We start from the raw sequence: 17,729 nt of genomic DNA, 5'->3' as shown, positions 1-17,729 counted from the left end.
AGAGTACGCGCCATCGGGGGTCAGCTTTCGCGCAGAACGGTCAGCGGGCTGGCATTCAGTGCGCGGCGCGTGCCAAATACCCCGGCAGCGCCAATCAGCAAGGCACCGATTACGGGCAGCAGTAACAACCACGGGTGGGGATGCCACGCCAGGTCAAATGCATAGCGGTACAGCACCCAGGTCACCAGTTCGGTGCCCAGTGCCGCCAACAAGCCGCTGACGGCGCCCAGCAGGCCGAACTCAATGCGTCGGGCCTTGACCAGCAACTTACGCTCGGCACCCAAGGCGCGTAGCAATGCACCCTGGCGGATTCGTTCATCCAGGGTGGCCTGCAGGCCAGAGAACAACACCGCCATGCCCGCCGCGAGGACAAACAACAGCACGTATTCGACTGCCAGCGTTACTTGGGCAAGGATGCTGCGCAACTGCTCCAGCAGGGCCTCGACCTGCAGGATAGTGACCGCCGGGAAGGCCCGTGACAGGTCGACGATCTGTTGGTCATGGCCGGGAGCCAGATAGAAGCTGGTGAGGTAGGTCGCGGGCAGATCCTTCAAGGTGCCCGGTTGGAAAATCATGAAGAAGTTGGGCTGGAAGTTATCCCAGTTGATGGTACGCAGGCTGGTGACCCGCGCTTCACGATTTTCCCCGCCGATGGTGAACAACAGATGGTCGTTGAGCTTGAGCTTCAAGCTCTCGGCCACTTTGGCTTCCACCGACACGCCAGGAACCCCGTCAGTGGGTTGCGCCGACCACCAGGTACCTGCCGTCAGGACGTTACCCGCTGGCAAGTCGGCCGCCCAAGTCAGGCTCAGGTCACGTTGAGTGGCACGGTCGCCACTGGAGTCCTTGCTGACAATCTCCTGCACGGGTTCGCCATTGATGCTGATCAGGCGCCCTGGCACCACCGGGTAGAGCGGCGCTGCTTGTGCCTGGACGTCCAGCAGGCGGGCGCCAAAGGCGTCCTTGTCGGCTGGCAGGATATTCAGGGCGAAGTAGTTGGGCGCATCCTTGGGCAACTGGTTTTGCCAGGTGTCGAGCAATTCGCCCCGCAACAGCGCGATCAACCCCATGGACAACAGGATCAAGCCAAAGGCCAGGGATTGGCCCGCTGCCGCCAACGGGTGACGCAACAATTGGCCCAGGCCCAGGCGCCATGGCAGGGAGGCGCGAGCCAGTAACCGCCGCAGGCTCTGTAGCAACAACAGCAGCAAGCCACCCAGGAGCAGCGCAGCGACTACACCGCCGCCGAGTAATGCGAAGGTCAATACCAGGTCCAGGCTCAGGCGCCACATGATCAGGCCCAAGGCAAACAGTGCCGCGCCGTAGACCATCCAAGTACTTGAAGGAATAGGCAGCAAATCGCGGCGCAATACCCGCAGCGGCGGTACCCGGCCCAGTGCGGCCAGCGGTGGGAGGGCGAAGCCGGCGAGGGCGACCAGTCCGGTGCCGATCCCGGCAACAGCCGGCAGCAACCCGCCTGGCGGTACGTCGGCGGGCAACAGGTCGTGCAGGAAGTAGAACAGGCCAAATTGCGCCAGCCAGCCGAGCAGGGCGCCGGCCAGGCTCGCCAGCAAGCCCAGCACGCTCAGTTGCAGGCTGAACAGCAGCATGGCTTCACGGCGCGACAGGCCCAGGCAGCGCAACAACGCGCTGGCATCGAAACGTCGACTGGCGAAGCGGTTGGCCGACAGCGCCACGGCCACGCCAGCCAGCAGCACGGCCACCAGGCTGGCCATGTTCAGGTAACGTTCGGCCTTGCCCAGCGCGCCGCCGATTTGCTGGTTGCCATCGCGGGAGTCCTGCAGCCGCTGGTTGGCAGCCAGGCCCGGTTTGACCAGGTCGCGATAGGTTTGCAGCGCAGTGCTGCCTTGTGGCGCACGCCATAGTTCGCGGTAGCTCACACGGCTGCCTGGCTGGACGACACCGGTGGCGTCCAGGTCCGCCAGGTTGATCATGACCCTGGGCGTGAGGCTGTAGAAGTTCCCGGCCCGGTCGGGCTCGTAGGTCAGGATGCGCGCCAGGCGCAGGGTCTTCATGCCGACATCGATGCTGTCGCCGATTTTCAGGTCCAGCGCCGTCAGCAATCGTGCTTCCACCCAGGCGTCACCGGGTTTGGGACCACCGCCAGGGGTTTGCGTACCGAATGGCTCGGTGCTGCTTTTAAGCTCGCCGCGCAAGGGGTACTGCTCGTTGACCGCCTTGATGCTGGAGAGCTGGATGCCATTATCGGTGGCGATAACGCTGGAGAACTCCACGATACGAGCGTGATCCAGGCCCAGTTCGGTCCCGGATTTGATTTGCTCGGGCCGGGCCGGCGAGCTGCCTTCGAGCACCAGGTCGGCGCCGAGGAATTCGGTGGCGCGCAGCAGCATGGCGCCGTTGAGGCGTGCACCAAAGTAGCCGATGGCGGTGCTGGCAGCCACGGCCACCAGCAGGGCAAAGAACAGCACGCGCAATTCGCCGGCGCGGGCATCGCGCAGTAACTGACGCATGGCAAGGCTGAACAGACGCAACAGCGGCAAACGTGCCATCAAGGCTCCAGGGGCGCGACCATCAGGCCGGCTTCAAGGCGGATCAGGCGTCGGCAACGGTGGGCCAGACGCTCGTCGTGAGTGACCAGTACCAGGGTCGTACCGCTCTCTTTATTCAGCTCGAACAGCAGATCGCTGATGCGTTCGCCAGTATGGCTGTCGAGGTTGCCGGTGGGCTCGTCGGCAAACAGCACGTCCGGTTCGGCGGCAAACGCGCGGGCTATCGCCACGCGTTGTTGTTCGCCACCGGACAGCTGACGGGGCGAGTGGGTCAGGCGCTGGCCCAGGCCTACGCGCTCCAGCAGGTGTTTGGCTCGCTCGCGGGCGTCCTGGCGACCGTCCAGCTCCAGCGGCAGCATCACGTTTTCCAGTGCATTCAAGCTGTCGAGCAATTGGAAGGATTGGAATACGAAGCCCACATGTTCGGCACGGATGCGTGCGCGCTGGTCTTCGTCGAGGGTGCTCAGGGCTTGCCCGGCCAGGGTGACTTCGCCGCTGCTGGGCAAGTCGAGGCCGGCCAGCAGGCCCAGTAGCGTGGATTTGCCGGAACCGGAGCTGCCGACGATAGCCAGGCTATCGCCCTTGTTCAGTTCCAGGCTCAGTTCGTGCAGGATAGTCAGTTCACCTTCCGCGCTGGGAACCACTTTGCTAAGGTTTCGCGCGGTGAGAATGCTTGCGCCCATGGAGAATCCGATGCGAGTGTGGTTTTTGAGTGCTGGCCTGGCCTTGATGTGTATGGCCCAGAACGCAGCGGCGGGTACAGTCCTGATCGTTGGCGATAGTATCAGTGCCGGTTTCGGCCTGGATACCCGCAAAGGGTGGGTCGCGTTGCTGGAGCAACGGCTCAAGCAGGAGGGTTTTGACGATAAAGTGGTCAATGCTTCCATCAGTGGAGACACCAGCGCGGGAGGCCTCGCGCGGCTGCCCGCGGCGCTTGCAACGCACAAACCGGACGTTGTGGTGATCGAGTTGGGTGGCAACGATGGGTTGCGCGGCCAGCCGCCTGCGCAATTGCAACAAAATCTTGCTTCGATGATCCAGCAGTCCCGGGACAGCGGCGCCAAGGTGCTGCTGTTGGGCATGCAGATTCCGCCCAATTACGGCAAGCGCTATGTCGAAGCCTTTGCCAAGGTATTCGGTGATGTGGCACAGAAAGAAAAGGTGCCGTTTGTGCCGTTTTTCCTCGAGGGTGTGGGTGGCCATCCGGAGTTGATGCAGGCTGACGGGCTACACCCGGCAGTCGCGGCGCAAGACAAGTTGCTGGAAAATGTCTGGCCAACGCTAAAACCGCTGTTATGACGCTTTTCTACCGGCAGGCTTTCGGCTAAGGTGGCGCCCCCCCGATTTGGAGCCCTCGATGTCGCGCCCTGCCTGGTCCCTGTTTAACTACCAACTGATCGAGCCGGACGAGCAGCTGGACCTGTTCGCCTGCCAGGAAGTGCGGGTGCATTTGGTGGCGCGTCAATTGGAACTGGGCGGCTCGATCGATCGCACGCTCTGCGGCACTCTATTGCCGGCACAGCCACGCTGGTCATCGGTCAACCGCTCGATTTTCCAAGACCAGCGACTCTGCCCGTTATGCCGGGCAATTCTCGAATCGCAAAAGCGCGGCACGCCTCCGATCTGGCCGGAGCTGCGCTTCGAGTTATAGAAGCAGCTGCAAGCATCAAGCTGTAAGCTGTAAGCTTGCGGCTGAAAGCTTGTAGCTCGCTTTTAACCTACCCGTCGTCTTGCGAAGGATTTTCCGGATGTTGTCGCGCCTTTCCGTCGTCACCTGCTGCCTGTCTCTTGCTGCGCTTTGTGCGGCGGGTTCGGCGGCGGCCTTGCAGTTGCCCTTGCCGCCGCCCGGTGAGGACATTGTTGGCCAGGTCCAAGTGATCAAGGCCAAGTACGAAGACACCTTTGCCGACCTTGGCACCACCTACGACCTGGGCTATTCGGAAATGGTTGCGGCCAACCCGGGTGTCGATGCCTGGTTGCCGGGGGCGGGCACCGAGATTGTGCTGCCGACACGCTTTATCCTGCCGCCCGGGCCGCGGGAAGGCATTGTGATCAACCTGGCGGAATACCGGCTCTACTACTATCCAAAAGGCCAAAATGTCGTCTATACCTTCCCCCTGGGCATTGGCCGGGAAGGCTGGGGTTCGCCGATCGCCCATACCAGTATCATCGCCAAGACGCCGAACCCGACCTGGACGCCACCGGCCTCGATCAAGGCCGAACACGCCGCCAACGGTGATCCGCTGCCCAACGTGGTGCCTGCCGGCCCGGACAATCCGCTGGGGCCCTTCAAGTTCACCCTGGGCACGCCGGGTTACCTGATTCACGGCTCCAACATGAAGTTTGGTATCGGCACGCGCACCAGCCACGGTTGCTTCCGCATGTTCAATAACAACGTGTTGGAAATGGCGGGCATGGTGCCGGTAGGCACGTCAGTGCGCATCATCAATGATGCGTACAAGTTCGGCAGCAGTGGTGGCAAGGTTTACCTTGAGGCTCACACGCCGTTGAACGATGACGGTACGCCCTCGGTGGTCGACAAGCACACCGCGGTCATCAATGCGTTGCTCAAGCGCGAAGACCTGTCCAATAACCTGCGGGTCAACTGGGACCAGGTGCGTGATGTGGTCGCCGCCGAGGATGGCTTGCCGACCGAAATTGGAGTGCCAGGCGCGGCGCCCGTGGCCTCCAGTACCCCAGCCGACCTGCTGTAGGAGCGAGCTTGCTCGCGAAAAACCTGAGGGCGCCGCTGACATTCAGGACGCCCGCGTTATCGTTGACCATCTTCGCGAGCAAGCGCACTCCTACAGGTGGCGCGGGCCAAATCAAAGGCAAAAAAAAGCCGACCCATAAATGGATCGGCTTGATAACAACCCCGAAGGATTATTACTTGCGGCTTGCTTTTTCAAGCATGCGCAGAGCGCGCTCGTTAGCTTCGTCAGCAGTCTGTTGTGCTTTTTGAGCAGCAGCCAGAGCTTCATCAGCTTTACGGTAGGCTTCGTCTGCACGGGCCTGGGAGCGAGCTGCTGCGTCTTCAGTTGCAGTCAGACGAGCTTCGGTTTCTTTGGAGACGCTGCTGCAACCGGTAGCCAGAACTGCGGCCAGAGCCAGAGCAGAGAATTTCAGAACGTTGTTCATCGTGTTCCCCTTCAAGGACTTTCAATTTAATGGCTACTTTCTCAGAGTGAGCTAATAGCCGGCGTACATACTACCCATTACTTGTAGTAAGTAAACTGACGTTGCGCAAGAAGCAAAAAAAATTCTTGTGCTGAATCTATTTTGGCTAATCTTTTGGCGGTCTGTATGAAAACTGTCCAGATTTTTGCACCTCGACGAACATTGGATCCAGGCTGAAAGGGCCGGCCCGCATGTGTTAAGCCTTGTAAACAGATGAAATTTTATATAACGAAGCGGGGCACTTTGGTTGCGCTTGGCTTTACTGCGCAAGGCATCTTTCGCGCATCTAGAGGTGACTTTAAGTGCGCCAGTTCGTCTCAAGGTTCAACTGCCGGCAATGTTCAGGCTATCGGTCACCGGTTGATCGAGGCCCTTTCTATATCCACCAGCGGCAGGGGATGACGAGTGCGCCTTGAGCAATTTCAGGATTGGTGCCTACTATTCCCTATGTGCTGGTTGTGAGCGCTCACGGTTTTCTCGCTGTCGAAACCGGCACGGGGTGGCGTAGATGTTCCTTCGCCGGAAAAACATCGGTAAGGTAGGGTCGTTAATTCAGACCCGCGAGGAGTAGTGATGAGCGAGGCGTTGTCCATCCACCATGACCAGGCTGGTCATCAGTTCGAGACCAATGTGGACGGTCATCGTGCCTACCTGACCTACATGGACCTCGGGAAGCAGACCCTGGATATCTATCGCACCTTCGTGCCCAACGCACTGCGGGGGCGAGGCATTGCGGCTGCGTTGACCGAGGAAGCCTTGAAGTTTGCCGAAGAGGCTGGCTACACGGTGATCCCCTCATGCTCCTATGTCGAACGCTATATGGAGCGCCACCAGCGCCATGCTGCGAAGCTGTAACTGACCAGTTGCCAATAAAAAACGCCGGGCTTGGCCCGGCGTTTTTGTGTGCGCGAAACAGGTATTGGCTCAGGTGCGTTTGCGCTGGGGCAACACGTCCTTGAGTTTGGCATGCATGCTGCGCAGGGTGGTTTCAGTGGCCGACCAGTCGATGCAGGCATCGGTGATCGACACGCCGTATTGCAAATCGGCCAAGTCTTTTGGAATCGCCTGGCAACCCCAGTTCAAATGGCTCTCGACCATCAAGCCGATGATCGACTGGTTGCCCTCCAGGATCTGGTTGGCAACGTTCTCCATCACCAGCGGCTGCAACGCCGGGTCTTTGTTGGAGTTGGCGTGGCTGCAGTCAACCATGATGTTTGGCTTGATCTTGGCCTTGTTCAGTGCCTGTTCGCACAATGCGACGCTGACCGAGTCATAGTTGGGCTTGCCATTGCCGCCACGCAGCACCACGTGACCGTAGGCGTTGCCCTTGGTCGTCACGATGGACACGCCGCCTTCCTGGTTGATACCCAGGAAACGGTGAGGGCTGGAGACCGATTGCAGCGCATTGATCGCCACGGTCAGGCCGCCGTCGGTGCCGTTCTTGAAGCCTACGGCCGAGGACAGGCCGGACGCCATTTCGCGGTGGGTCTGGGATTCGGTGGTACGTGCGCCGATGGCCGACCAACTGATCAGGTCCTGCAGGTATTGCGGGGAGATCGGGTCGAGGGCTTCGGTTGCGGTGGGCAGGCCCATTTCAGCCAGGTCCAGCAGCAGCTTGCGACCGATGTGCAAGCCATCCTGGATTTTGAAGGAGTCGTCCAGGTATGGGTCGTTGATCAAGCCTTTCCAGCCGACGGTGGTACGCGGTTTCTCGAAATACACGCGCATGACCAGGTACAAGGTGTCGGACACCTCTGCCGCCAGCACCTTGAGGCGCTCGGCATATTCGTGGGCGGCCTTGAGGTCGTGGATAGAGCAGGGCCCGATCACCACGAACAGGCGGTGGTCGGTGCCGTCGAGAATGTCACGGATGACTTCGCGGCCCTTGGTGACGGTCTGCAGGGCAGCGTCGCTCAGGGGGATTTCGCGCTTGAGCTGATCGGGGGTGATCAGGGTCTCGTTGGATTCAACGTTAAGGTCATTGATCGGTAAATCAGCCATCGTGTTACTCGCCAGGGTCACGGGTGCCGGCCGCCAGCTATCCCCGTGCGGCGGGCACAGCATGATTTGAATGCAGGGGGGAGGAACCTTAGCGCGTAACACGGGCCCGCGACAATGGGCAAAGCCCGGTTTAATCCAGCGCTGGCTACACAATCGCCTCATGGGAGAACTCGCCAGCATGGCGCGACACCCAGTCACGGGCCATGGCTTCAAGTTGCGCAGGCGTTGGCTCGGCATCTTCGTGCAGGCGGCAGTAACGCTCGATCTGGCACACTTGCTCACCCATTCGCGCACCGAACAAGGCGTGTTCATCGGTAAAGCAAATACCGATGCGATAGCCCTGTTCGACTTTGCGGCACCAGGCGACATAGCCCGGATAACGGGCGCTGGGCCCCAGGGAAGGGATATGCAGATCAACCGCCGTGCCGGCGCGCCAGGCACGTGGCCAATTGCAGGCGACGCCGCCGCGGCCGATAGTATGCAGGCGTTGGCGGGGCAGGGCGGGAGAGGGACGTTGGATCAACTCGACAGCGACATCATCAGGGTGAGGTAAAAAACGACCCATGTACACGGACTCCGAGCGCCGTCCAGTTGACGGCAATGGCAGCAGTATAGTGAAGGAACTGGAATTGACCGACCTGGATATTGACCAGCAATTGCTGGGATTGCCAGGTATTTCGCTGGTAGTGTTCACCAGTGTCGGTTGTGCCAGTTGCCGCTGGGCACGCCAGCAGTTGCCTGGCTGGCACTTGCCGGTGGACCGCGTGTGCTGGGTGGATGCCGGGCACAACGGCGGTGCGGTGGAACGCTACCAGATCTTTCATTTGCCGGCGTTGTTCCTGGTGTGCGAGGGTCAATTCCTTGGGCAATTACAGGCACGTCTTACAGCATCCGACCTCGCTGAATGCGTAAACCAGGCGCTCAATCGAATACCAGAGGATTTGCCATGACAGCAGTTGCAGCCCCGTCGCCACGCATTGGCATTATCGGTACCGGTGCCATTGGTGGTTACTACGGACTGATGCTGGCGCGTGCCGGCTTCGATGTGCATTTCCTGTTGCGCAGCGAATATGCCGCGGTGAGCAGGCATGGCCTGCACGTCAACAGTACGGTGCATGGGCAACTGCACCTGCATCCGGTGCAGGCCTATGCCAGCGCCGCCGACATGCCGCCGTGCGACTGGCTACTGGTGGGCACCAAGTCCACCGGCAATGTGGGCCTGGCGCCCACCATCGCCCAGGTGGCGACGCCGGACGCCAAAGTGGTGCTCTTGCAAAACGGCCTCGATGTCGAAGACAGCCTGCGTGAACACCTGCCGCCGTCGCTGCATCTGTTGGGCGGCCTGTGCTACATCGGTGTGCACCGCTCGGCCCCCGGTGTGGTCGAGCATCAGGCGTTGGGCCGGGTCAACCTGGGCTATCACAGTGGCGCGGCGGCCAACGACGAGGTGCAGCAACAGGCGATTGTCGAAGCCGGCGCCGGGCTGTTTCATCAAGCTGGCATCGAGTCCCAGGCCATGGCCAATGTGCATCTGGCGCGTTGGCACAAGCTGGTCTGGAACGTGCCGTTCAACGGCCTCTCTGTATTGCTGGGCACGGGCACCACGGCCATGATGGCCGATGAGTCCAGCCGCGAGTTGATCCAGGCGCTGATGGCCGAGGTGGTGCAGGGCGCTCATGCCTGCGGGCATGAAATTCCTGCCAGTTACGCTGGGCAGATGTTCGCCATGACAGAAACCATGGACGACTACCTGCCCAGCATGTACCACGACCATCTGCACAAGCGGCCGCTGGAGCTGGCGGCCATCTACGCCCGCCCCTTGGCCGCTGCCAAAGCGGCCGGTTGCGAACTGCCACGCATGCAGGCGCTCTATCAGGCCTTGAGTTTTATTGATCGGCACAACCGCTGATTGGGGGGAACTACCATGGTGAAGGGATTGGCTGACAAACTGGTGCTGGCGATTTCCTCACGAGCGCTGTTCGACCTGAGTGACAGCCACAAGGTTTATCTGGCTGAAGGGGTCGAGGCTTACCGCAAATACCAGATCGAGCACGAGGAGGAAACCCTCGAGCCTGGCGATGCCTTCCCGCTGGTCAAGAAGCTGCTGAGCCTGAATGCCAGCCTGGGGCGTGCGCGGGTCGAGGTGGTGTTGGTGTCGCGCAACAGTGCCGATACCGGGCTGCGGGTGTTCAACTCGATCCAGCATTACGGCCTGGATATTTCCCGCGCCGCTTTTGTAGGCGGGCGTAGTCCCTATCCCTATTTGGCCGCCTTCGGTTGTCATCTGTTTCTCTCCACCCATGCTGAAGATGTGCGCAGTGCCCTCGATGCCGGGTTTGCGGCCGCGACGATTTTGTCCGGCGGCCCGCGCCGCGCTTCCAGCGAAGAGCTGCGCATCGCATTCGATGGCGATGCCGTGCTGTTCTCCGATGAGTCCGAGCGTGTCTACCAGGCCGGCGGGCTGGCAGCCTTCCAGGCCAGCGAGCGAGAGTCGGCGCGCCAGCCTTTGCACGGCGGTCCGTTCAAGGGCTTCCTGGCGGCACTGAACCTGTTGCAACGCGAGTTTGCCGATGAGGCCTGCCCGATCCGTACCGCGTTGGTCACCGCACGTTCGGCACCGTCCCATGAACGCGTGATCCGCACGTTGCGCGAGTGGGATATCCGCCTGGACGAGTCGCTGTTCCTCGGTGGCCTGGAAAAATCCGCGTTTCTGGAAGCCTTTGCCGCCGATGTGTTTTTCGATGACCAGGCCGGCCATTGCGAGAAAGCCAGGGAGGTAGTGGCCACCGGGCACGTGCCCCATGGCATCAGCAATGAGTTGAGAATCCAGACCGAGAGCTAGCTGCTAAGCTCATTCAATTCCCGCCATCCTGGCAGTCCAGGAGGTTTTATGATTCGCTCGATGCTGTTTGCCACGGACCTCGGTCTGTATGCACCCTATGTGATGCAACATGCAGTGGCGCTGGCGCGAACGTTCAAGGCTGACCTGTATGTGATCCACGTGGTCGAGCCCATTGGCTTGTTCGCCGAATCGGTGTTGCAGAGCTACCTTGATGAAACCGCCTTGAGCGAATGGCAGAGCAAGGGGCTGAGCACGGTGATGGCGACGATTGAACAGCGCGTGCTGGACAGCTTTCGCGAGGAGTGGGAGGAAGGGGAGCAGGACCTGCAATGGATTCGCTCGGTCAAGGTTATCCAGGGGGACCCTTGCGAGGTGATTCTCGACCAGTTGCGAAAACTGTCCGTCGACTTGCTGGTCGTAGGCAGTCATAGCCAGGCAACCGGCGTGGCCGTCCCCCTTGGGCGTACCGCCGCACGGGTGTTGCAGTTGTCCCCGGTGCCGGTTTACCTGGTGCCGTCGCTGCAGCGTCGGCGCAGTGACGATAGTTGATCGGTAAAGACGATAAAAAGTTCTAGATTTATCCGTCAAACCTTTAATATAGTTATATGCCGTCGCTGATACCCGTGGCGTCTATCTGCTTTGAGGGATTCATATGAAGCTTCAACAACTGCGCTACATCTGGGAAGTGGCGCACCACGACCTCAACGTTTCCGCTACCGCTCAAAGCCTCTATACCTCGCAGCCTGGTATCAGCAAGCAGATCCGCCTGCTCGAAGACGAGTTGGGCGTCGAAGTCTTCGCACGCAGCGGCAAACACTTGACCCGCGTCACTCCAGCCGGCGAGCGCATCATCACCACCGCCGGCGAGATCCTGCGTAAAGTCGAAAGCATCAAGCAGATCGCCCAGGAGTTCTCCAACGAGAAGAAAGGCACCTTGTCGATCGCCACCACTCACACCCAGGCGCGCTATGCATTGCCGCCGGTGATCCGTGATTTCATCAAGCAATACCCGGACGTAGCGCTGCACATGCACCAGGGTTCGCCGATGCAGATTGCCGAGATGGCCGCTGACGGCACCGTCGATTTTGCCATCGCCACCGAGGCCCTGGAATTGTTCGGCGACCTGGTAATGATGCCCTGCTACCGTTGGAACCGCTGCGTGGTTGTGCCCCAGGGGCACCCTTTGGCCAAGCTGCCGAAGCTGACCCTGGAAGCCTTGGCTGAATACCCGATCGTGACCTACGTGTTCGGCTTTACCGGCCGTTCCAAGCTCGACGAAGCGTTCAGCCATCGCGGCCTCACGCCCAAGGTGGTGTTCACCGCTGCCGATGCCGACGTGATCAAGACCTATGTTCGCCTCGGCCTGGGCGTCGGAATCGTCGCCAAGATGGCGGTCGACACCAACCTGGACAAAGACCTGGTGGTGCTGGATGCCAGCGAACTGTTCGAGTCCAGCGTGACCAAGATCGGTTTCCGCCGCGGTACCTTCCTGCGCGGCTTCATGTGCGACTTCATCGAGAAGTTCGCACCGCACCTGACCCGTGAAGTGATGGCCAAGGCGATCCAGTGCCACAACAAGCAAGAGCTGGAAGAGTTGTTTGACGGCGTTGAATTGCCCGTCCACTGACCGCGATGACCTTGTAGGAGCGAGCTTGCTCGCGAAGATCGCCAACGTTAACGCGGGGTGCCAGGTTGTATGTGGCGCCCTTGCGTTCCTTCGCGAGCAAGCTCGCTCCTACAGGGAAGCTGCAGGTTATCTGGCCTCGGTAACCGTAAAGTGCTGCCGAGCGCCGGCCACCAGAATCTCCACCTCTTCATCGATACGCTTGCCCAACAGACCTTTACCCAACGGCGAGCGCGGCGTGATGACAGTCACCGGTTGCCCGACCACATCCACTTTCAAACCCGCTGCATCCGGCGCCAGGAACAGCCATTGCTGGCGGCCGTCCTCGTCTTCCAGGCCCACCAGCGTGCCGATCTCTATCCCGCGTCGATCATCGTATGCACGTAGCTGCAGTTGCTGGCACAGCACCAGCGATTGCTTGATCTCCTCCACTCGCCGGGCCTGCCCGGTGGCCAGGTACGAAGCCTCCAGGCCGAGGGTGTCGTATTTGTTCTCGGCAATGTTTTCTTCGTGGGTCGCGGTTTCGTAGGCGGTCTGCGCGGCGCGTTGGACGATGTCGAGGTCGACGGTGAGCTTTTCCAGGATCAACTGGAGCACGGCGTGTTTATTCATGGCGGTATCTGGCATCAATCGCAGAATTGCAGGACATTGGCCCGCGTCTTTTCATTGGGGGCGTTCTGGTCTTGTTGCAGCCAGAACTGGCATTTGGGGTTGGACAGGTTACGCGCGTTGCTTCGGGCCTGGTCCAGGGCCTGTTGTTGTTCCTGTTTTTGCAGGTTTTGTTGGTACTGTTCGAACAGACGGCTCGGTGGCTGCGGCTCAACCATCGCCGGTTTGCCCAATTGCTGAACCGCCTGTGCCACCGGCGCCAGGCTCTGGGGGAACAGGTAGCGAGACGCCAGCCAGGTGGTCAGCGCAATGGCGATAAACCCTAGCCACACGCCTGCGGCAATAGCGATGCAGAGTTTGAGCAGCGATAACGGACGGTCAGACATAAGGGCCTCCTGGCAGGCATTGACGGCATGACGGTGATTGTCGCACAGCCTCTGTGCAGAATAATCGCGATCAAGCCTTCTGCATCCACGCATTTATGCGGACAATCGAACCTTTGATTGATGGAGCCCGGAATGAAAGCCCGCTGGGATATTTTTTGCAGTGTCGTCGACAACTACGGCGACATCGGCGTGACCTGGCGCTTGGCCCGGCAGTTGGTGGTGGAGCATGGCTGTGACGTGCGCTTGTGGGTCGATGACCTGCGCGCCTTCGAACGCATGTGCCCGGACATTGATGTGCAGGTGGGCCAGCAATGGCAAGAGGGCGTCGAAGTGCGTCACTGGCCGGCCGAATGGCCAGGCGCGCACCCGGCCGATGTGGTGATTGCTGCGTTCGCCTGCCAGCTACCGCCTGAGTACATGGACTGCATGGCCGAGCGAGAGCGTGCGCCATTGTGGATGAACCTGGATTACCTCAGCGCTGAAGACTGGGTGGTGGGTTGTCATCGCTTGCCTTCGGTGAAGTACAAAGGCGTGCAGAAATACTTTTTCTTCCCCGGGTTTCGCCCTGGCACCGGCGGCCTGTTGCGTGAAGCCGGCTTGTTGGAGCGACGCCAGGCGTTTCAACAGGAAGCCGCCGCGCAGCAACAGTTCCTGCAAAGCCTGGGCGTTGCTCCGGCGGCCGGCGCGCGTTTGATGTCGCTGTTTGCCTATGAGAATGATGGCTTGGCCGGCTGGCTGGACGTGCTGGCAGCCGATGGGCGCAGGACGCACTTGCTGGTGCCGGAAGGGCGCATTCTAGGGGATGTGCAACGCTGGCTGGGGGTGAGCAGTTTGTCGGCGGGAGACATTCAGGTGCGCGGCGCGCTGACCGTTCAGGTCATTGCATTCGTGCGTCAGGAGCAATATGACCGATTGCTATGGTGCTGCGAATTCAACGCCGTACGGGGCGAAGACTCGTTCGTGCGTGCCCAGTGGGCGGGGAGGCCAATGCTATGGCACATCTACCGCCAGGACGAAGACATCCACCTGGACAAGCTCGATGCCTTCCTGGAACTGTACACTGCCGCACTTTCACCGGCCGCCAAGGCTGCCGTCGTCACGCTTTGGCAAGCCTGGAACGCTGATGGCGATATGGCACAGTCCTGGAAAATGCTGCTGGAACACTGGCCCGAGGTCACCCAGCACGCTGAGAAGTGGTGTCTGGAACAAGGCTTGCAGGCCGATCTTGCGACGGCGCTGGTACAGTTTTATGAAAGTTGGATATGATACGCCACCTTGATTTTTGTCAATCCCATCCAAATTTCGGATATACGCAATGAAAACTGGTAAAGAACTGAAACCCGGTACAGTGATCCGTCTCGAAAACGACCCTTGGCTGGTTCAGAAAGCTGAGTTCACCAAGTCTGGTCGTAACAGCGCAATCATGAAGACCAAGCTGAAGAACCTGCTGACCGGTTACAAGACCGAGATCGTCTACAGCGCCGATGACAAACTGGACGACGTAATCCTCGACCGCAAAGAAGCGACCCTGTCCTTCATCAGCGGCGACACCTACACGTTCATGGACATTACCGACTACACCATGTACGAGCTGAACGCTGAAGATATCGAAGCCGTTCTGCCGTTCATCGAAGAAGGCATGGAAGACGTCTGCGAAGCTATCTTCTTCGAAGATCGCCTGGTTTCCGTAGAGCTGCCGACCACCATCGTGCGTCAGGTTGACTACACCGAAGGTTCCGCTCGCGGTGACACTTCCGGCAAGGTGATGAAGCCTGCCAAACTGAAGAACGGTACCGAGCTGAGCGTTGCAGACTTCATCGAAATCGGCGACATGATCGAGATCGACACCCGTGAAGGTGGTTCGTACAAAGGTCGCGCCAAGAAGTAATTCTGGCCCCGGCGATACGAAAAAAGCCCGACTTTGAGTCGGGCTTTTTCATGGGCGTCTGTTTTTCAGACCGTTACATGCAAGCGCACATCAACGTTGCCACGGGTGGCGTTGGAGTACGGGCAGACCTGGTGCGCGGCGTCGACCAGGCTTTGCGCGTCATCCTGGGCCAGGCCCGGCAGGCTGACATGCAGGTCGATATCCAGGCCGAAGCCGCCAGGGATCTGGCCGATGCCAACGTGGGCGGTGATCGAAGCGTCATCCGGGATTTTGCGTTTGGTCTGGCTGGCAACGAATTTCAGTGCGCCGATAAAGCAGGCGGAGTAGCCGGCAGCAAACAATTGCTCGGGGTTAGTGGCCTGGCCACCGGCGCCACCCAACTCCTTGGGAGTCGACAGTTTGACGTCGAGGATATTGTCGCTGGAAACGGCGCGACCATCACGGCCGCCAGTGGCGGTGGCTACTGCGGTATAGAGCGTTTGCATGGGGCGTTCCTCTGTGTGTTTAGCGCTAAACATTTGCGCGCTAAGTAGTTGGTGAGGCGAATGTATAGCACTAATGTTTAGTGCGCAAGTTAATTTTTCAGTTTTTTGGCTGATTGAAAAATTTGAGGGCACCGCAGAGCAAAAAGTGGGAGCTGGCTTGCCTGCGATTGCGGTGTGTCAGTCAATGCATTGTTGACTGATGTACCGCCATCGCAGCATAGGTATCTACATAACTCTGTTAGCTCAACGGTAAGCACGATGCGAAGCGAGCCGCTCTTTATCTTGATCTGCTTTTGATCTTAGGCGCCCCGTTAAACCACGCTGGCGGATTACGGGCACACCGAGCCTGGGCGAGGTGCCGAGTGGTGGGGCAAGAGCGTTTTGCTTACTTTTGTCTGGGCCGGTATTCCGGCTTTTCAAAAGTGAGCCGCTGTAAAAGCGGAACCCTAAGTGGCCGTTACCGCAGGAATGGATATGTACACGGTCCAACTGTATTGACTGTCAGGCCGTCTTCGCAGGCAAGCCACCACCTTGGATCGCGGGGGCATCAGTTATATCTGTGTCGGCTGCCAGGCCGTCACGGGAGCAAGCTCCCTCGCCACAGATTTAGCGTCGTGCCGAAGTTGTGTAGATAGCTATGGCCATTGCAGGCAAGCCAGCTCCCACTTTTTAGGTGTGCGTTGCGTCAGAGGCTGGTTTGCAGATTGGCGCGCAACGCGATCAGGTCTCCTTGCAGCTTGCGCAATTGCTCCAGCGCCATCCCGCTGGCGCCCAGGATGCATTGCGGAACATCCTTGGCCTTCTCCTGCAAGGCGCGCCCGGTGTCGGTCAGTTCCACGACTACCACTCGTTCATCTTCGCGGCTGCGGGTACGGCTGAGCAGGCCCTCGGCTTCCAGGCGCTTGAGCAGTGGCGTCATGGAGCCTGGGTCCGTCAGCAGGCGGCTGCTGATTTCGCTGACGGTCAATTCATCCTCTTCCCACAGCACCATCATGGCCAGGTATTGCGGATAGGTCAGGCCGATGGCTTGGAGCAGCGGCTTGTAGACCTTGGTCATCAGCAATGAAGTAGAGTGCAGGGCGAAGCACAGCTGGTTGTCCAGCAACAGCGATTCGCAAGGATCAGGGTTTTTGCTCATGGTAGCGTCTCGAATAAGCATGTCTGGGCTGGAATCTAGCGGGCAAATCTTTAATGCGCCAGGTAATTCTTGCCGGAGGCGTCAGACCAAGCCACTTTGCAATGCCAGATCCCAAGGCGGCACCGGGCTGAAACGGGATTTAAGATATTCAAGCAACAATCGGCTGCGCGCATTGGGCTGTTGCTCCAGGCGCAGCGCATAAATGCCGGCGGTTTCCGGGCTCGGCAAACCGTCTTCACAAAACAGCGGCAACAGCTCACCGCGTACCAGGTATTCACTGGCCAACCAGGTCGGCAGATGAGCGATGCCCAGCCCGGCCAGTGCACCCGAAAGCAGGGCTTCGGCATTGTTGGCGCTCATGCGGATGCGCCGGGGGCGATAGGTGGTGCGACGCCCGTCCAGTTCGAAGCGCCAGGCGAACATTGGCGCCAGCCCGTCCCAGTCCAGGCCATCATGTTCGCTCAGCTCTCGAGGATGGGCCGGCGTGCCACGGCTTTTCAGGTACGCGGGGCTGGCGCAGGCGATACGCACAATGCTCGCCAACGGCGTAGCGACCAGCCGGGTATCGACAATATGCCCAGCGCGCAGAACCAGATCGACCTTGCCCAGATGCGCGCCCTGCATATCGACAAAGCTGTCGATCAAGTGCAGGTGCACGTCCAGTCCTGGGTACAGGTTTAAAAAGTCCGCAATGACCGGCGCCAGATGCCGGCGGCCGAATGCTGCGGGCGCATCGACCCGGATCAACCCCTCCGGCGCATGGCTCAGCGAGACCGCTTCAGCCCGCGCCAGCTGCAACTCGTTGACAATCCGTCGTGCCCGCTCGGCAAAGGCCAGGCCCGCCGAGGTGGGCACCACCGCATGGGTGCTGCGTTGGAACAGGCGGCTACCCACGGAGCTTTCCAGGCTGTCGATGCGCCGGGCCACGGCGGAAGGTGTCAGCGGATGGCGGCGCGCGGCGGCGGAAAAGCTGCCGGCTTCCAGCACATCCAGAAACAGGCTGAGTTGGTCGGTCAAGGTGTTGGGGTTCATGGCTCGACGCTTATGC

21 protein-coding genes and 1 pseudogene are annotated in these 17,729 nt (G+C 60.0%); 11 read left to right on the top strand and 11 right to left on the bottom strand.

Going from position 1 to position 17,729, the window contains the following annotated elements; all coding sequences use genetic code 11:
* Nucleotides 1-20 precede the first annotated feature (20 nt).
* Together HBO10_RS01035 and HBO10_RS01030 are read right to left on the bottom strand one after the other, a co-directional pair.
* On the bottom strand, nucleotides 21-2,531 hold the full coding sequence (locus HBO10_RS01035; RefSeq protein WP_034126727.1) for an ABC transporter permease: 2,511 nt from the start codon (nucleotides 2,529-2,531) through the stop codon (nucleotides 21-23).
* A complete protein-coding gene (locus tag HBO10_RS01030; protein WP_003189864.1) occupies nucleotides 2,531-3,214 on the bottom strand; it encodes an ABC transporter ATP-binding protein in 684 nt (227 codons plus the stop codon). Before HBO10_RS01030 ends, HBO10_RS01035 begins: the two co-directional genes overlap by 1 nt.
* Before the next feature lie 10 nt (nucleotides 3,215-3,224).
* On the opposite strand from HBO10_RS01030, the gene HBO10_RS01025 reads away from it, so the two are divergent.
* From HBO10_RS01025 to HBO10_RS01015, 3 genes are all read left to right on the top strand, one after another.
* Nucleotides 3,225-3,830: an arylesterase gene (locus HBO10_RS01025; RefSeq protein ID WP_034126728.1), complete on the top strand. Its 606-nt coding sequence runs from the start codon at nucleotides 3,225-3,227 to the stop codon at nucleotides 3,828-3,830.
* A gap of 58 nt (nucleotides 3,831-3,888) precedes the next feature.
* Entirely contained in the window at nucleotides 3,889-4,182 is a 294-nt protein-coding gene (locus tag HBO10_RS01020; protein WP_003189866.1) for a hypothetical protein, read from the top strand.
* 97 nt (nucleotides 4,183-4,279) lie between these two features.
* On the top strand, nucleotides 4,280-5,245 hold the full coding sequence (locus tag HBO10_RS01015) for a L,D-transpeptidase family protein (RefSeq protein ID WP_003189867.1): 966 nt from the start codon (nucleotides 4,280-4,282) through the stop codon (nucleotides 5,243-5,245).
* Here the strand turns inward: HBO10_RS01015 and HBO10_RS31165 are convergent.
* Nucleotides 5,241-5,327, bottom strand: a pseudogene (locus HBO10_RS31165) (outer membrane lipoprotein carrier protein LolA); the annotation flags it as partial. The gene HBO10_RS01015 and the pseudogene HBO10_RS31165 sit on opposite strands and share 5 nt — an antisense overlap.
* A gap of 90 nt (nucleotides 5,328-5,417) precedes the next feature.
* A complete protein-coding gene (oprI, locus tag HBO10_RS01010; protein WP_003172710.1) occupies nucleotides 5,418-5,669 on the bottom strand; it encodes an outer membrane lipoprotei OprI in 252 nt (83 codons plus the stop codon).
* Between the two features lie 612 nt (nucleotides 5,670-6,281).
* On the opposite strand from oprI, the gene HBO10_RS01005 reads away from it, so the two are divergent.
* The gene (locus tag HBO10_RS01005) at nucleotides 6,282-6,563 is read left to right on the top strand and encodes a GNAT family N-acetyltransferase (protein ID WP_003189869.1); all 282 of its coding nucleotides are present in this window, start codon (nucleotides 6,282-6,284) and stop codon (nucleotides 6,561-6,563) included.
* A gap of 69 nt (nucleotides 6,564-6,632) precedes the next feature.
* On the opposite strand, the gene HBO10_RS01000 is transcribed toward HBO10_RS01005, so the two are convergent.
* Nucleotides 6,633-7,709: a 3-deoxy-7-phosphoheptulonate synthase gene (locus HBO10_RS01000; protein WP_003189871.1), complete on the bottom strand. Its 1,077-nt coding sequence runs from the start codon at nucleotides 7,707-7,709 to the stop codon at nucleotides 6,633-6,635.
* Nucleotides 7,710-7,854: 145 nt separating this feature from the next.
* Nucleotides 7,855-8,274, bottom strand: a complete 420-nt coding sequence (locus tag HBO10_RS00995; protein WP_034126729.1) for a pilus assembly protein PilZ — start codon at nucleotides 8,272-8,274, stop codon at nucleotides 7,855-7,857.
* Between HBO10_RS00995 and HBO10_RS00990 the strand changes: the two genes are divergently transcribed.
* The 5 genes from HBO10_RS00990 (at nucleotide 8,273) to cysB (ending at nucleotide 12,178) form a co-directional block, all read left to right on the top strand.
* On the top strand, nucleotides 8,273-8,659 hold the full coding sequence (locus HBO10_RS00990; protein ID WP_034126730.1) for a hypothetical protein: 387 nt from the start codon (nucleotides 8,273-8,275) through the stop codon (nucleotides 8,657-8,659). The two genes, HBO10_RS00995 and HBO10_RS00990, sit on opposite strands and share 2 nt — an antisense overlap.
* Complete coding sequence (locus HBO10_RS00985) at nucleotides 8,656-9,618, top strand: putative 2-dehydropantoate 2-reductase (protein ID WP_034126731.1); 963 nt, start codon at nucleotides 8,656-8,658, stop codon at nucleotides 9,616-9,618. Before HBO10_RS00990 ends, HBO10_RS00985 begins: the two co-directional genes overlap by 4 nt.
* Before the next feature lie 15 nt (nucleotides 9,619-9,633).
* Nucleotides 9,634-10,551: a 5'-nucleotidase gene (locus HBO10_RS00980; RefSeq protein WP_034126732.1), complete on the top strand. Its 918-nt coding sequence runs from the start codon at nucleotides 9,634-9,636 to the stop codon at nucleotides 10,549-10,551.
* Nucleotides 10,552-10,599: 48 nt separating this feature from the next.
* Nucleotides 10,600-11,100, top strand: coding sequence for a universal stress protein (locus HBO10_RS00975; protein WP_034126733.1), 501 nt, complete (start codon nucleotides 10,600-10,602; stop codon nucleotides 11,098-11,100).
* Between the two features lie 103 nt (nucleotides 11,101-11,203).
* Nucleotides 11,204-12,178, top strand: a complete 975-nt coding sequence (gene cysB, locus HBO10_RS00970; RefSeq protein WP_003189876.1) for an HTH-type transcriptional regulator CysB — start codon at nucleotides 11,204-11,206, stop codon at nucleotides 12,176-12,178.
* Nucleotides 12,179-12,304: 126 nt separating this feature from the next.
* On the opposite strand, the gene HBO10_RS00965 is transcribed toward cysB, so the two are convergent.
* A complete protein-coding gene (locus HBO10_RS00965; RefSeq protein WP_034127037.1) occupies nucleotides 12,305-12,787 on the bottom strand; it encodes a GreA/GreB family elongation factor in 483 nt (160 codons plus the stop codon).
* Between the two features lie 14 nt (nucleotides 12,788-12,801).
* Complete coding sequence (locus HBO10_RS00960) at nucleotides 12,802-13,170, bottom strand: hypothetical protein (RefSeq protein ID WP_034126734.1); 369 nt, start codon at nucleotides 13,168-13,170, stop codon at nucleotides 12,802-12,804.
* A gap of 132 nt (nucleotides 13,171-13,302) precedes the next feature.
* Here HBO10_RS00960 and earP point away from each other — a divergent pair, with 132 nt between their 5' ends.
* Nucleotides 13,303-14,436 (top strand): elongation factor P maturation arginine rhamnosyltransferase EarP, encoded by a 1,134-nt coding sequence (gene earP, locus HBO10_RS00955; protein ID WP_034126735.1) that lies wholly within the window; start codon nucleotides 13,303-13,305, stop codon nucleotides 14,434-14,436.
* 49 nt (nucleotides 14,437-14,485) lie between these two features.
* Nucleotides 14,486-15,058: an elongation factor P gene (locus HBO10_RS00950; RefSeq protein ID WP_034126736.1), complete on the top strand. Its 573-nt coding sequence runs from the start codon at nucleotides 14,486-14,488 to the stop codon at nucleotides 15,056-15,058.
* Between the two features lie 65 nt (nucleotides 15,059-15,123).
* Here the strand turns inward: HBO10_RS00950 and HBO10_RS00945 are convergent, their stop codons facing one another.
* The 3 genes from HBO10_RS00945 to HBO10_RS00935 form a co-directional block, all read right to left on the bottom strand.
* Nucleotides 15,124-15,543, bottom strand: a complete 420-nt coding sequence (locus HBO10_RS00945; RefSeq protein ID WP_034126737.1) for an organic hydroperoxide resistance protein — start codon at nucleotides 15,541-15,543, stop codon at nucleotides 15,124-15,126.
* 685 nt (nucleotides 15,544-16,228) lie between these two features.
* Nucleotides 16,229-16,681, bottom strand: coding sequence for a MarR family transcriptional regulator (locus HBO10_RS00940; protein WP_034127142.1), 453 nt, complete (start codon nucleotides 16,679-16,681; stop codon nucleotides 16,229-16,231).
* 81 nt (nucleotides 16,682-16,762) lie between these two features.
* Nucleotides 16,763-17,713 carry a LysR family transcriptional regulator gene (locus tag HBO10_RS00935; RefSeq protein ID WP_034127143.1) on the bottom strand — a complete coding sequence of 317 codons (951 nt, stop codon included), beginning with the start codon at nucleotides 17,711-17,713 and terminating at the stop codon, nucleotides 16,763-16,765.
* Between the last annotated feature and the right edge of the window lie 16 nt (nucleotides 17,714-17,729).

The sequence above is a fragment of the Pseudomonas sp. WS 5503 genome, assembly GCF_012985385.1.
Lineage (GTDB): Bacteria > Pseudomonadota > Gammaproteobacteria > Pseudomonadales > Pseudomonadaceae > Aquipseudomonas > Aquipseudomonas paracarnis.
This window is presented reverse-complemented; position numbering and strand designations above follow the sequence as displayed.